We start from the raw sequence: 14,922 nt of genomic DNA on the forward strand, positions 1-14,922 counted from the left end.
TCCTATTTTTGTATGCCTTTAGTGGCATGAGTATAGTCTCAAATACTTGAGCGATCTCCCACTGGGTTAATGCCGTAAAAATTTTATTTTTGAATAGTTAGAAAAAATTATATGGAAGATTATTTAATGGATGTCAGACAGCGCAATGAACAGTACACATGGATTCCGGCTTTTAAAGCTATTGCGGATTGGATAGCTGACTACGAGGATAGGCAGCCTGATCTAGTTAATACACTCGTTAAAATTGGTATTATTAAAGGTTTAGAAGATAAACATATTGAGAATCAAAAAGAAGAATTGAAAGAGATAGATCCTTTTACTTTTTTTGCTGCTTTTATGAAATTTGGAGTTAAGAATAGAGGGAAATTTGTTGAAGAACTAATAAAGTTGATAGGACTAGATATTACTGTTCCTAAAGATTTTGATGGAGTCCCTACATCTCAAGCACAGAAATTTTGGTTATTTCCATATGAGTATTTACGTTCTGATGACTCAATTCCCTTGCTTTGGGAGTTATTTCGGCAAGCTCGTAATGGTGATATTAAAGAGCAAGACTTTAATTCGGCATTAAAAATACTTGGTACAGGATTTACAAAACTTACTCAATATTTGTTCTATATTAGTCCATCACAGTACCTACCCATAGATGCACAAACTGAACCATGGCTCGAAAATAAAGGCTTTATTTTGCCTAAAGAAAACTGGTCTGATTATCAAAAAATTCTTACAAGTTTAAGCGCCTATACTGATAAGCCATTTTGGCAAATATCGTATGAAGCATGGTTCGAAAACTCTAATAGGAAAGTTGCATCACAACAGAGTGGGTATAACATTAAATCGAAAAGTAAAGAACCAAATATGGCTAACCTTAATCGAATTTTATATGGACCACCTGGAACAGGTAAGACCTACTGTACTACAGAACTCGCTGTCCAGTGCGTTGCTCCTGATTGGTATGAGTCTCTGAATAATGACAAGTTCAAGCGTCGAAAGATCAAAGATAAGTATGATGAGTTAACAGCAAAAGGGCGCATTGCATTTACGACGTTCCACCAAAGCTTTGCTTATGAAGACTTTGTTGAAGGGATTAGAGCAAAAACTAATGAGGAAACAAGACATATTTATTATGAGGTTGAGTCTGGAGTTTTTAAGCAAATAGCTAAAAAAGCAGGAAACACTATCAAAAGTGAGAAGTTTGAGGGGTTATCTAATTCTCCAAAAATATGGAAATTATCAATTGGCGAAGTTAAAGAAAGAGAGTTTAGAAAAAGCTGTCTTGATAACAATGAAGCAAGAATTGGATGGCACAAAACTGGAGATTTGAGTGTTGATTACGATAATAGAACGTTAGTTGAAAAAAGTTACTGGGATAGTCTGAAAAAGGCTCAGTCCTCCCTAAATTGTTTTGCTAACGATATTTCAGTTGGTGACGTAATACTTTGCCTAAAAAGTGAATTATCTATACAAGCTATCGGAATTGTTACTTCAGGTTATAAATATGACGAGAATGCTGAAGGTTTAAACAATCACTACCCGCATGTTAGAAGTGTCAAATGGATTGCGAGAGGTGTGAATTTAAATATACTTCCATTAAACAATAATTACAAGATGGTGCCTCAAGCTTGCTATGAGCTATCTAGGTTTAACTGGGACGATTTATTGAATGAAGCAAAAAAACAGAATCAATATCAGTTCCTTAGATTACTCATTCAAGAAACAGTTGATAAAGAAAATTATGTATTGATCGTTGACGAAATCAACCGCGGCAACATATCTCGTATTTTTGGTGAGCTTATTACATTACTTGAGCCTGATAAGCGTAAAGGTGGTACAGATGCGCGCGAAGTCATACTACCTTATTCTAAAGAGAAATTCTCAGTCCCCTCAAATCTTTACGTGCTAGGAACGATGAATACCGCTGATAAATCTCTTGCACAGCTAGATTTAGCATTACGCCGACGATTTGATTTTATTGAGCTATTACCTAAGCCTGAACTTTTAGATGGCATAACAGTTCATGGCATTGCTGTATCTGAAATATTAACAGTAATAAATCAGCGTATTGAAGTGCTGTTAGATCGTGAACACACCATAGGTCATTCGTACTTCTGGTCTTTGAAAGACTTGGATTCAGATGCCGAAAAAGAAATTGAATTAGGTAATATTTTTAAGAGACGGATTATCCCGTTACTGCAAGAATACTTCTTTTTAGACTGGGAGCGTATTGGTTGGGTGTTGAATGACCCTGCTAAAGATTTTGAAGATCGGTTTATACAGACTGAAAAAATAAATCCTACTATGAATCAACTTTTTCCTAGTAAAGTTCTAAGCCAGATTACAGCAGATAGACGCTATTATATTAATGCTGATGCATTTTCTAAACCTCAAGCATATAAAGGTATATTTCACTTTGATACTGCTACAGGTGAAGAATGATTCAAGTCAGAGAATATGCTCAGCTGACTACCGATCAGACAGTATTTCCTAGCTTAGACTTGGCTATCATTGAGCAAGAAACTTTTGATTGGTTAGTGGAATTAAGTGAAAAAGAGAGCTATGGACGGTTTATTACTTATAAGCGTCCAAATTACTTACAGTTGCATTCTTATGTAGGTTATTTGGAAAGCCCTTGCCGCGAAGGTATTGAGATACTACCAAAGACAGGATTAGGTACTCAAGAGTCAGATAAGAGCAGAGAGGTCTTATGCAAAATGCTAAGCTCCGTATTAAACCTATCCTATAAAGAGGCTCAATCTGCCAGTCTCAATCGAATGAACTTACCTATTCATGAGTGGATATACTACCAGTTTTTATATTTGCTAAAGGAGCTGGTAGCGTCTGGGCTCAGATTTGACTATCAAAGAATTGAAGAAGAAAGTAGATTTATTCGTGGCCAGCTTGATATTACAGTTCAACAAAGGCAAACGGTTGGCCGAGCTCATCTTTTTCATATTCGTCATGATGTCTATCATCCAAATCGACTTGAGAACCAACTAATCAAAACAGCATTGGATTACGTACAGCAGCACTGTAGGAGTTCTGAGAACTGGCGACTGGCTAATGAGCTCTCACACATCTTAGACCCTATAACGAGTCTTAGAGAGCCTCTAAACTCAATGCATAAGTGGTCAGACATCAAAATATTGCAATCCTACCGAGCGATAAAGCCATGGTGCCAACTAATACTTGAAAAGCTTAATCCAAACTTTCAAAAGGGAGAGCATCGGGGTATTGCATTGTTATTCCCAATGGAAATTTTGTTCGAGAAGTATGTGGCAAAATGCTTACGACGAGATATCAAGTCGCCCTGGCAACTAACAACACAGGCTTCTAATAAGCACATGGTGAATGACCAAAAAGGTTTAAAATCGCGCTTTCAATTAAAGCCTGATCTATTAATCAGTAGAGAAAGAAAAAATTACCATGTACTTGATACCAAATGGAAGTTAATAAACTCAAATAAAAAGAATTTTGATATAGAACAGGATGATATTTATCAGCTATTTGCTTATGGTCACAAATATTTGAATGGGTGTGGAGACATGATGCTTATTTATCCTAAACACCATCAGTTCGAAACACCTTTGGAATGTTTTCATTTAGCAGAAAAATTGAGGTTGTGGGCAATACCATTTTGTATTGAAACTGACAAAGTGGTTATCGGTGAATGGGTAGAAAGGTTTCCGTCTTTACCTCAAACTTAGTTTGAGGCTGATCCTTTAAGCTCCTGAACTTATCGATAAGCATAAAATTTGGGGGTCAGTTACCATCAGCAACTTTTAATAATCTTGGTCACAAAATGGTCACCGTTTGGTCACCGAGCACTTGGTCACCGATTTTCAAGAAGCAGAGTGCATGTATGCAGACTTATAGAAAATACATTATTAAAGAGTGGACTACTTCTTAAGGGTTGATAAAGAAAGAATAACCAACCCTTATGGATAAAGGCTTTAAGCGGAAATTCAGACACAAAAAAACCTCAAGTAAACTAATACTTGAGGCGAAACTTGCTTAAACTCGAGAGTTTAAATTCGTTTTAAATATGGCGCAGCGGACGGGACTCGAACCCGCGACCCCCGGCGTGACAGGCCGGTATTCTAACCAACTGAACTACCGCTGCTTAGGTCTCTTAGCTTGTTTAGCCACTTGCTAAACAAGTGGTGGGTGATGACGGATTCGAACCGCCGACATTCTGCGTGTAAGGCAGACGCTCTACCAACTGAGCTAATCACCCTTCGAACAATTGCTAGGCAATTTATTCAACATCAACTGAGCTCTTTAGTTTGTCACTAAGCTCCGTTGCTGTGGGTGTGTATTATATAGATTTACAGTTGGGTGTCAAATATTATTTTACTATTTTTAGAAAATAATTATAAATTGCCCTTGTGAGCTATACGAAATGGCACGCAAAGCCTTGTATTATATAGCATTGCCAAAACTCTAATTATTATCATTATTTGTTGTTTGGTGCTGAAAAACTACTATACTATGGATGCTTTATTCGTTGAGCACATATTGTCTGCTAAATATGGTTGATGGAGGCCAGTATAAATACTTTTACTATTCAAGATACTTTTACCAGCTGGACTTTGGGAGATTTGGCGGGTCTAGGCTTGGTGCTGAATATTGTACTTATGATAGTAATGACGCTGCGAGTGGTTTCTGTGCAGCGTAATATTGGTGTGTCTATTGCTTGGGTTGCTGTACTTTATACATTGCCAGTATTTGGTTTTATTGCTTATATCCTGCTCGGTGAGCCGATGATTGGGCGGCGCTATCGTGACCGCGTGGATCAAGCAAGTATTTTGATGAATGATATGGCACAGCGTGAAAATCTGATTTTTGATAAAGGGCAAGACTTACTACCAGCCAACTACCGCGGTGTTAGCCAGATAGGGACTCGCTGGACAGGGCTTGGTGTATTTCCTGACCACCAAATGCAGTTGCTCACGGATCCTGCTTCTATTTTTCAGCGTTTGATTGAAGACATTCATGCTGCCCAGCATATTGTCCTCATGGAATTTTATATTGTCTATCCAAAAGGCCAGGTATTAGAAGTCATAGAAGCGCTATCCGTAGCGGCGCAGCGCGGCGTAGAATGTCATATATTGGCCGATAGTGTAGGCAGCTTTAGCTTTATTAATAGTAGCGTGCATCGTAAATTAGAAAAAGCAGGTGTCTATGTCCATCAGTCATTGCCAGTAGGGTTGTTCAAGACATTATTTAAACGTTCTGATTTGCGCAATCATCGAAAAATGGTGGTTATCGATGAACATATCGGCTATATCGGTAGTTTTAACTTGGTCGATCCAAGGTTTTTTAAGCAAAACAAAAACGTTGGTCAATGGATTGATGTGGCACTAAGAACGACCGGTCAGCACTCTATGAGTATCAACACAGCGATGGCTAAGGTCATTGTTACCGATATCGGTGCTGAAAATAATGACAATCTTGCTGAGCTGCATCAGCGAGTTAATAATTACACCCGTAAGTTATATGTGATGAATCCAACCATCAATGATCTGAATAGTCGAGTGAAAGTATTGGAGGATACGACGGATCCTCACGAACAGCCAGATATTGGTGCCACTTCGATTGTCGTACCAAAAATGCCTGTCGTAGACAAGGTGTTGGCACAACTTATCCCTTCAGCACCGCAGCTGACGGCTCATGTGATTTACAATACGCTAGTTACCGTAATTCATCGTGCTAATAAGCGCATCCGTATTACCACACCTTACTTCGTACCAGATGAATCACTATCGGGTGCGCTAGCGATAGCGGCTAAGCGTGGCGTTGATGTAACGATTATTGTTCCTGAAAAGGTTGACTCATTTTTGGTGCAGCACGCCTCGCAAGCGTATTATCAAGAATTATTGGATGCTGGAGTGACGATTGCATTGTTTAGGGGCGGTTTACTACACGCAAAAACAGTGGTAATTGACGACGATTACTGTTTATTTGGCACTGTCAATATTGATATGCGCAGCTTTTATTTAAATATGGAAGTCAGCTTGGCGATTTATACGCCAGAAATGGTCGCCCAAGTAGCGGATTGTCAGGAAGTCTATTTAGAAAATTGTCGAATCTTGGATAGTGATGAATGGCAACAGCGTCACGGATCAAAACGCTTGTTTGATAATGTCGTGCGCTTGTTCAGTCCTTTATTGTAGCACTTTGATTTTTAAGGTAAGGTAATCTACTAGTATCGATCTATTGTCTTATCAATACATCACTTTTATAGCTTATGGTTTTTTAATTTGTCTATTTGCAAAGAGGTTAAGCCCGTCTATGTCTGCATCACCTTTAACGCCACTGGACTATATTACAGAAGGCTACTGGCAAGACTTCTTGGCTGGGCGTCCTATTGCAGGTGGTATCGCTTATGAGACTGAGCTGCGTACTTGTATGCTAGACGAGTCACTTGAGAGTTTACAGCGTATCGACACGCTATTGTCTCAAGTGCGCCGAGAAATGATCAAGAGCGGTATATGGAGTGAGGCGATGCTGTTGGTCGATGAGCGCTATCGTAATTTTATGGTGTTTTTGGCGTTTTATGCCGGCCGTGTATTGGCGAAGCAGTGGCAAAGCAAACCACATTGGTATGGACAGTTTGAGTTACGAAAGCGTTACCCTGAGCTGTCATTGATCACCGATGATTTTTATCAGCATATGGCAGTTGGTTATAAGAATGATAACGTGGGTACAGAGCGCTTGTTTTTTGCCCTAGAGCCAATAGGGCTGCGTCTGTTTGGTCATATTGATCGGCAGTTTGACGCAGTACAAGGCGAGCAAGTAGATAGTGGGCTGTATCAAGCGGTTAGCCTTAGACTACCAAATATTGTAAGCAGCACTGTTAATTCAACGTCCGCATTAACAGCTCGTAAAGCAACAACGCATAAAGTAACCACTCATCAAGTAGCTGAAAGTATCGCTCCAAGCACAGATACAGATTCAGGTGCGCATGTCGGTACTAGCCAATTAAGTGCTTCCTTTAAAAAGCCAGAGGAAGTAAGAGTAGAGGCTGAGCATAAAAAAGCCGATGCAGTTTTAACTGATAGTAAGAGTGGCTTAGACCCATCTGATACGGTAACTGAGTTGCAGGCACGCGTAGTACCTGCTGAGTCTGAGAGTCCAATAAAACCTGAACTGACTAAAGTAGCGCAACAACCAACTACCCCTACGTCATCTGTAAAAAGCGCCTCGACGCCAGAAATGTTTACGCAGCTGCTCATAGAGTTAGACGAGATAGCGGTGCCACAACCAACTGGTGATATGCAGTATCAGCAAGCGCGTAAAGTACTGGATCAGTTCGAGCGGTATATTGCCAAACAAAACAAACCCCGTCGCCAAGTTATATTTTCAGATAATCACATCGCGGCCAAAAAGAAAGCTATGCTAATACTACAAGCTGCTGCTAAAGATGGTAATACAGCGGCTATGTTACGTTTAGCCATGTATGAGCTGTTATGCGAAGGTTTGACAGCGGACAGTGATAATTCTAAAAAATCTGGCGTAGAATGGGTCAATCAAGCCGCCAGCAAAAACGACAGCCGTGCTCAGCGCCTACTCAGTAAAATGTACTACCAAGGAGTAGGGGTATCTCAAGATATAGATAGTGGTAAATATTGGTTAGAGCAAGCGGCAGATAACGGCCATACAGAAGCAGCCAATCTAGTTCAGCAGTGGCAGCAAGCACAGGTACTGATGACCACGCAAAAGCAAGAGCAACATAGCACCAAGCGTTATCAACTATTATTTAGCGTAATCATTGTCGTCGCTTTGCTGATAATAGTCATTATCTAACAATCGTTATCTAATAACTATTTACTCAGTAACTTTTTAAAAGCTTATTGTTACCGCTTAAATTCAGGTAGAATTGGCGCGCTTTATGTTTCCCCTTTTATTGTTTGATTTATAACTAATCTGGGCTGTTCCATGCCATCATCTAATACCACGTCTGACGACGCTTCAAATCTAATTGACCCTGTATTACAGTCTAGTCATGCGGTACATAAGACACCTCTATATTATCAGTCTCTTATTGGATTGCTAAAGCCACTATATCGTCTGCAAGTGTGGCGTCGATCTCATAAAAATGACAATTATCAGCAGGAAGTCGATCAGCGTTTTGGCAAGCAGTATCCATCGCGTCCAGCGGTAAATGCTAATATCGATAAAGGAGTGATTTGGTGCCACGCAGTCTCACTAGGTGAGACCAATACGGTCGCGCCTTTACTAGATATGTTATTGGTCAATGGCTATCAAATATGGTTGACCAATACGACTCAGACAGGTTTTGCCCGTGGCGCTAGCCGTTTTGCAGAAAAGATAGCTCAGGGTCAGATGAGCCATAGCTATGTGCCAGTTGACAGTTCTGCTGTTATTGAGACTTTCTTGACCCATGTACAGCCTATCGCGGCACTGTTTGTAGAAACAGAGCTGTGGGCAAATATTTTGACCAAGTTGTCTGAGCATCGTATTCCAAGTATTTTAGTCAATGGTCGATTATCTGCCTCTTCTTTTCAGAGTTATCAAAAGATTGGCGCAGTCAGCGACAGTATGATGAAAAACCTCTCTTTGATTATTACGCAAGACGGCGATTCTGCCAAGCGCTTTCGGCAATTAGGGGCGAGTAGCGCTCAAATTCGTGTGGCAGGCTCATTAAAATGGGTGATCAATGCGTCTAAACTCGATGATAAAGCGATAGAAGATAGTAGTATCCATAGTAAGAAAGCTGATCTACGAGCAGAGTTTTGTATAGTAGATCGTCCTGTGTGGGTAGCTGCGAGTACTCATGATGGCGAAGAGGCAGCAGCATTGTCATTGCAGCAGCAACTACTGTCTCAGTCTGCATTAGCAGATACATTGCTCATTATCGTTCCTAGGCATCCTGAGCGTTTTGACGCAGTAGCAGATTTTATTCAAAAAACTGGGCTAAACATGGCTCGTCGCAGTGATGGTGACGCGATTGATGCAGACACGCAAGTCTATTTAGCAGATAGTATGGGTGAGATGATGACTTGGTATACATTGGCAAATGTAGCATTGGTGGGTGGTTCGCTGGTAGATATTGGTGGACATAACCCAGTAGAGCCTGCAAGTGTGGCTACGCCTGTACTGATGGGGCGTTACACTCAATCATGCCAAAGCGTGGTAGATAAATTGGCTAGCGTAGGCGCTTTATATCAGCCAAGTAATGAATCTTATTGTCCGATTGAGTCAGATAGTTCAAATAGTGCGGACGCACAAATGGCAAGTGATAACCAGTTAAAGGCAAACAATAAACCTTCTCATAAGAAGACAGTTTATAACCGTGAAGATGCTATAAGTATCTATGTACAGTTGGAGAATTGGTTAAGCAATTTGACATTGGCTACACAGGCAGGGCAAGCAGGCGAGCAAATAACCGTGCAGCAGCAAGCGGTACTGACACGTCAATTTACGATGATTGAAGACGTTATCGAATTGTCTTCTAACCAAGATAGTTTATGAACTGTATATTATTGCCCGCTGAGAATTTCTCGTCAGATGCAGCAAAAATCGATACCTTGTCTCAAGTCAGCCATGTGACTAAAGTGCTGGGTGCAAAAGTCGGTGATACGCTTAAAATTGGACAAATTGGTGGCAATCTTGGTACGGCTGTCATTGAAAATATTACCTCTGATAGTATTCGGTTAAATAACGTTCAGCTTAATACTGCGCCGCCAGCAAAATTGGATCTAACTGTTATCTTAGCGTTACCGCGTCCTAAGGTGCTAAGACGATTGATTATGGATATGACGGCGCTGGGTGTGCGCGATATCATCCTTACCAATAGCTACCGTACTCAAAAAAGCTACTGGCAAAGTCCAATGCTTGAGCGAATTGGCGAGTTTGTATTAGAGGGCCTGCAACAAAGCATCGATACCATCGTTCCTAGTATTACCCTACAAAAACGCTTCAAGCCATTTGTTGAAGATACATTTGCAAACTTAAGGAGCAATCGTGCAATTATCGCACATCCTTACAGTCAGCAGTCTTTTTCCGAGTTTTTACAACAGCAATCATCACAAAAGCTGCCGAATATAGTCTGCATAGGCGCTGAAGGTGGCTGGATCGATTATGAAGTAGAACTCCTGTCAAAACAGGGCTGCACGCCTGTACATATAGGACCTCGTATCCTGCGTACGGAAGCGGCGGTCAATGCAATTTTAGGGCAGTGGTTGCTTTAGCTTAAGTAAAGAAAATTGCTAGCACTAAACTATTGAGAATGTTGGTAAAAATAGCACTTAAGAAGTAGTGCTAGAGGCTCATCGCTGGTACATTTGTCATTTAAACAAATGTATTGATAATTAATCTCACTTCCATTAGTATGTTGCTTTGATATATTATGGCCTGACTACTGCTAACGCTTAGCAAGCCAGAGTTGTAATCACCATTATTCTGTCTCACCATTCGTCTTACTTTTTTATAGCATTACTATGGGGAAAACCATGTCATTGAACGCTATCAGCGCTAATCTAACCTCTACTAAGCTTATTTTACCTGCAGCCGTATTTGGCATGATGTTGGGTCTGGCAGGTTGTAGTAATTCTTCAACCACAGAAGAGAGCGGAGAAGTAGAGTCAACAGAAGCAGGTGCTGAGCAGCAAACAGCAACTGACGAAGCTATGAATGCTGATGGTCAGACGGTTACTATCTACTCATCACGTAATGAACAGCTTATTAAGCCATTGCTAGATCGCTATACAGAGCAAACAGGTGTCAAAGTAGAGCTAGTCACAGACAGCACAGGTCCGCTTATGGCACGTTTAAAAGCGGAAGGCCAAAATACTCCTGCTGATATGTTGTTAACTGTTGATGCTGGTAACTTATGGCAGGCTGCAGAGCAAGGCCTATTACAGCCAGTATCATCTACTGTATTGGAAGCCAATGTCCCTGCAAAATACCGTGATCCACAAGGTCAATGGACAGGTCTATCACTACGTGCCCGTACTATCTTTTATGATCCAAGCAAAGTTAGTGCTGACCAGTTATCTACTTATGCAGATTTAGCCGATCCAAAATGGAAAGGCAAACTATGTCTACGCACGTCTAAAAAGGTTTATAACCAATCACTTGTGGCCAGTATGATGGAACACTTGGGTCAAGAAAAAACGGAAGAAATCGTTCGTGGTTGGGTAGATAACCTAGCCACTGATGTGTTCAGTGATGATACCAGTATGCTTGAAGCCATCGCTGCTGGTCAATGCGAAGTAGGTGTGGCGAATAGTTATTACTATGGCCGTATATTAGATGAGAAACCAGATTTTCCTGTCAATATATTCTGGGCAAACCAAGACACGACTGGTACGCACGTAAATATCTCAGGTGCTGGTGTAGTGGCAAGTTCAGACAATCCAGATGGTACGCTTAAATTGATAGAGTGGTTGTCATCTGATGAGGCACAAGGTCTTTATGCCAGCTCAGACAAAGAATTCCCAGTAAAAGAAGGCATTGATGAGTCAGATATGCTCAGATCATGGGGCCCATTCAATAAAGATGATATCAGTGTGCAGAAGTTTGGTGAGCTACAAACTCAAGCGATTCAATTAATGGACAAAGCAGGTTATAAATAAGGGACCGCTAATAATAGTTTTGCCAACCTCAGAATCGCAACTGTGAAACAATAGCGCTTAAAAGTTAGTCATTTTAGATAAATTATCCAGATAATGACGATTTTGAGTTTGGTATAAGCTTATAAGGTCTCTATACGTATGACACGGTAATGATAATATGATCACAACGCCAGACGCGTCTGTTAGTCAAAACGATACTGTCAATGATGGTATTAATGACAAGCAGACTGTCAGCCAAGACCACGCCCTTCGCAAACGTATTATCTCGAAATCAGTCTTAGGGCTGATTTCGTTGTTTATGCTAGTACCGATTTTGATTGTGCTGCTGTCATGGACTCAGCCAGTGGCAGAGATTTGGACACATATGGCAGATTATGTACTGCCACAAGTGCTCAAAAACACGGCAATCTTGTTGCTTATGGTAACTGTTGTTTCAGGAACTATTGGTACTGCGCTGGCTTGGGTTACTAGCATGTACCGTTTCCCTGGTCAGCGTTTCTTTTCGTGGGCGTTGATGTTGCCACTTGCTATTCCTGCTTATGTATTGGCATTTGTCACTATCGGCATTGTTGACTTTAGTGGGCCGTTACAGACCGCTTTGCGTGATTCCGGTATTAGTACAGCGATCCCTTCGATAAGAAACGTATGGGGTGCAGGCTTAATATTGTCGCTAGCGTTTTACCCTTATGTGTATCTGCTAGCACGTCAGGCATTTTTGTCGCAAGGCAGACGAGCGATAGAAGCGGGGCAGATGCTTGGTTTGAGTCGTAGCCGTGTATTCTTTCGATTGGCATTACCACAAGCACTACCTTGGATCATTGGCGGCTTGTTGTTAGCCAGTATGGAGACCTTAGCGGATTTCGGGGCAGTATCGGTATTTAATGTCGATACTTTTACTACCGCTATTTATAAAGCGTGGTTTGGTTTTTTCAGCTTGACCACAGCGGCTCAGCTAGCAGCCCTGCTCATCGGTGTGATATTTATCGTGGTATTGTTTGAGCAGTATTGGCAAGCTAAGCGTGGCAGCTCACTTACCCAAGGTAGCAGCCAACGCTTTGACGCTAGCAAACCTGCCAAACTTGCCATGACACTGCTGTGTACGATCATTTTTTTGATGGCTTTCTTAATCCCTTTCTTGCAGCTTATCTATTGGACGGCACTGAATTTCCGCCAAGATTTTGATGCGCGTTACATTGATTTTGTCACCAATAGCCTCATGATTGCGAGTATGACCACGCTATTTATTGCCTTTTTGGCTATTATCATTGCGTGGATCAAACGGCAATATCCTGATAAATCGACTAAGCTAATGACCACTTTGGCCAATTTAGGCTATGTCGTGCCGGGGACAGTGTTGGCGGTAGGGATATTTATACCCATTGCGTGGCTTGATAATCAAATGATTGCGTTTGGCATTACATCACAGCAAGTACTGTCTGGCAGTGTCATTGTCATGCTACTGGCGCTATCGACACGTTTTATGACGGTGAGTTTTCAGCCAGTTGACAGACAGTTGCAGCGATTGACAGTCAATCAAGAAGCCGCTGCAAAATTACTGAGCGACAGTTCTTATCAGCGCTGGCGTCATGTGATGCTGCCTGTACTTAGCCCTGGTGTTTTGACTGCATTATTGATGGGCTTTGTCGAAGTGATGAAAGAGATGCCTATTACTTTGATGACACGGCGTCAAGGCTGGGACACGCTGGCAGTACGAGTATTCGAAATGACAAGCGAAGGTATGTGGGGGCGAGCTGCATTACCGAGCTTGCTCATTGTGCTGGTTGGGTTGCTCCCTGTTTGGATATTACTGCGTCAAAGCGATAAAAACAGCTAATAGCAACCAAGCTAATAGCAACAAAGCTAGTAGCAATAATTTGGTATAAGTTTTACAGCACACTTGTAGTGTAAGCTATATTATAATTTGTCCTGTTTTATCGATGGTTTTACTTACTAATAGCGAACTGGTACCGTCTATGTACACTGATTCAATTAAAGACTCAACGAATGCTAAGTCGGCGAAAGCTCGGGCTAACCATACACCTGTAGAAAAATCACCAATGTCACAGAGCAATATCAATCCAGTTCAGCCGAATAACACTGTAGAGCAAAACAACACCTCACAACAAAGTACTGAGAAACATATCGCGAACGATCCTTATTTTAGCGTGCAAAATTTAATCGTAGGCTATGACGATACTATCGTCGTCAATGGTCTATCGTTGGTATTGGAGCAAGGTGAGATCGGTTGCTTCTTAGGTTATAGCGGCTGCGGGAAAACCACAGCGCTAAGAGCTATTGCGGGATTGGAACAAAGCCGCGGCGGTACCATCTATTTAAACAACCAACGTTTAACTGAAAAGACAGCTCGCCAATCATTTGCAGTTGCACCAGCCAAGCGCGGCATGGGCATGGTGTTTCAAGATTATGCTCTTTTTGGTCATTTAAGCGTGGCAAAGAATATCGCCTTTGGTCTTAATAAATGGTCATCTGCCGACAAAAAGGCTCGGGTGGCTGAGATGCTAAGTTTAGTTGAATTAACTGAGCATGCAGACAAACGTCCGAATGAGCTTTCTGGTGGTCAGCAGCAACGAGTAGCGCTTGCAAGAGCGCTCGCTCCAAAGCCAAAACTACTGCTACTTGATGAACCGTTTTCTAATCTAGATGTAGTATTACGTGAGTCATTAGCAATGAATGTCCGTGATATTCTCAAACGTACCAATACCACAGCGATTTTGGTCACTCATGATCAAAACGAAGCATTCGCGCTAGCAGATAAAGTAGGAGTAATGGATAAAGGACGATTGGTACAGTGGGCAAGGCCAAGCGAGTTGTATCATAAGCCTGTCAGTCCTTTCGTCGCTGAATTCGTAGGTGAAGGCGCGATGATAGACGGTATTATTAAAGAAGGTCATGTCGAGACGGCACTGGGTAACATTTATCGTCGTATGGAAGTCCATGACGAATCAGGCCAACCACAGTACTGTGAATATGATTATCCAAATGGCACGCCCATCAAAGTACTTGTACGTCCTGATGATATTATTCATGATGATGACAGTACGCAGACAGCTTTAGTGATTGGACGTGTTTTTCGCGGTGCCAACTACTTGTACCGTCTACAACTAGATGACGGACAGACGGTCTTATCTTTGGTTGCGAGCCATCATAATCATGCAATCGGCTCGCATATTGGCATTCTGCCTTTGCTAGAGCATGTCGTCGTTTTTGATGAAAAAGATATTAATGCCACTACTTGGTCAGAATACGATAGATCATCAAGAGTTGATGAAGAGGTTTAGCAGTCTTCGTAATACCTAAGCTA

At 41.5% G+C, this 14,922-nt stretch carries 9 protein-coding genes and 2 tRNA genes; 9 read left to right on the plus strand and 2 right to left on the minus strand.

Going from position 1 to position 14,922, the window contains the following annotated elements:
- Nucleotides 1–111: 111 nt before the first annotated feature.
- Entirely contained in the window at nt 112–2,436 is a 2,325-nt protein-coding gene (locus ACT3QR_RS00305) for an AAA family ATPase (RefSeq protein ID WP_444519418.1), read from the plus strand.
- On the plus strand, nt 2,433–3,704 hold the full coding sequence (locus ACT3QR_RS00310; RefSeq protein WP_201595097.1) for an McrC family protein: 1,272 nt from the start codon (nt 2,433–2,435) through the stop codon (nt 3,702–3,704). Before ACT3QR_RS00305 ends, ACT3QR_RS00310 begins: the two co-directional genes overlap by 4 nt.
- A gap of 339 nt (nt 3,705–4,043) precedes the next feature.
- On the opposite strand, the gene ACT3QR_RS00315 is transcribed toward ACT3QR_RS00310, so the two are convergent.
- Together ACT3QR_RS00315 and ACT3QR_RS00320 are read right to left on the minus strand one after the other, a co-directional pair.
- Nucleotides 4,044–4,120 (minus strand) — tRNA-Asp (locus ACT3QR_RS00315).
- A 38-nt stretch (nt 4,121–4,158) separates the two neighbouring features.
- Nucleotides 4,159–4,234: transfer RNA gene (locus tag ACT3QR_RS00320), tRNA-Val, on the minus strand.
- Between the two features lie 301 nt (nt 4,235–4,535).
- Here ACT3QR_RS00320 and ACT3QR_RS00325 point away from each other — a divergent pair.
- The 7 genes from ACT3QR_RS00325 (at nt 4,536) to ACT3QR_RS00355 (ending at nt 14,899) form a co-directional block, all read left to right on the plus strand.
- Nucleotides 4,536–6,173, plus strand: a complete 1,638-nt coding sequence (locus ACT3QR_RS00325; RefSeq protein ID WP_444519419.1) for a cardiolipin synthase — start codon at nt 4,536–4,538, stop codon at nt 6,171–6,173.
- A gap of 118 nt (nt 6,174–6,291) precedes the next feature.
- Entirely contained in the window at nt 6,292–7,806 is a 1,515-nt protein-coding gene (locus ACT3QR_RS00330; RefSeq protein WP_444519420.1) for a tetratricopeptide repeat protein, read from the plus strand.
- Nucleotides 7,807–7,938: 132 nt separating this feature from the next.
- A complete protein-coding gene (locus ACT3QR_RS00335; protein WP_444519421.1) occupies nt 7,939–9,495 on the plus strand; it encodes a 3-deoxy-D-manno-octulosonic acid transferase in 1,557 nt (518 codons plus the stop codon).
- Nucleotides 9,492–10,214, plus strand: coding sequence for a 16S rRNA (uracil(1498)-N(3))-methyltransferase (locus tag ACT3QR_RS00340; protein WP_444519422.1), 723 nt, complete (start codon nt 9,492–9,494; stop codon nt 10,212–10,214). Before ACT3QR_RS00335 ends, ACT3QR_RS00340 begins: the two co-directional genes overlap by 4 nt.
- Before the next feature lie 261 nt (nt 10,215–10,475).
- Nucleotides 10,476–11,600 carry an extracellular solute-binding protein gene (locus tag ACT3QR_RS00345; RefSeq protein ID WP_444519423.1) on the plus strand — a complete coding sequence of 375 codons (1,125 nt, stop codon included), beginning with the start codon at nt 10,476–10,478 and terminating at the stop codon, nt 11,598–11,600.
- A gap of 157 nt (nt 11,601–11,757) precedes the next feature.
- Complete coding sequence (locus ACT3QR_RS00350) at nt 11,758–13,434, plus strand: ABC transporter permease (protein WP_444519424.1); 1,677 nt, start codon at nt 11,758–11,760, stop codon at nt 13,432–13,434.
- 139 nt (nt 13,435–13,573) lie between these two features.
- On the plus strand, nt 13,574–14,899 hold the full coding sequence (locus tag ACT3QR_RS00355; RefSeq protein WP_444519425.1) for an ABC transporter ATP-binding protein: 1,326 nt from the start codon (nt 13,574–13,576) through the stop codon (nt 14,897–14,899).
- Nucleotides 14,900–14,922: the final 23 nt, after the last annotated feature.

The organism is Psychrobacter sp. AOP7-B1-25, assembly GCF_052376195.1.
Lineage (GTDB): Bacteria > Pseudomonadota > Gammaproteobacteria > Pseudomonadales > Moraxellaceae > Psychrobacter.

Bases quoted from the DNA above. Each gene is read 5' to 3' on its own strand.
- ACT3QR_RS00355 (WP_444519425.1), top strand. From the start codon at position 13,574: ATGTACACTGATTCAATTAAAGACTCAACGAATGCTAAGTCGGCGAAA.
- ACT3QR_RS00325 (WP_444519419.1), top strand. From the start codon at position 4,536: ATGGAGGCCAGTATAAATACTTTTACTATTCAAGATACTTTTACCAGC.
- ACT3QR_RS00330 (WP_444519420.1), top strand. From the start codon at position 6,292: ATGTCTGCATCACCTTTAACGCCACTGGACTATATTACAGAAGGCTAC.
- ACT3QR_RS00340 (WP_444519422.1), top strand. From the start codon at position 9,492: ATGAACTGTATATTATTGCCCGCTGAGAATTTCTCGTCAGATGCAGCA.
- ACT3QR_RS00310 (WP_201595097.1), top strand. From the start codon at position 2,433: ATGATTCAAGTCAGAGAATATGCTCAGCTGACTACCGATCAGACAGTA.
- ACT3QR_RS00335 (WP_444519421.1), top strand. From the start codon at position 7,939: ATGCCATCATCTAATACCACGTCTGACGACGCTTCAAATCTAATTGAC.
- ACT3QR_RS00350 (WP_444519424.1), top strand. From the start codon at position 11,758: ATGATCACAACGCCAGACGCGTCTGTTAGTCAAAACGATACTGTCAAT.
- ACT3QR_RS00345 (WP_444519423.1), top strand. From the start codon at position 10,476: ATGTCATTGAACGCTATCAGCGCTAATCTAACCTCTACTAAGCTTATT.
- ACT3QR_RS00305 (WP_444519418.1), top strand. From the start codon at position 112: ATGGAAGATTATTTAATGGATGTCAGACAGCGCAATGAACAGTACACA.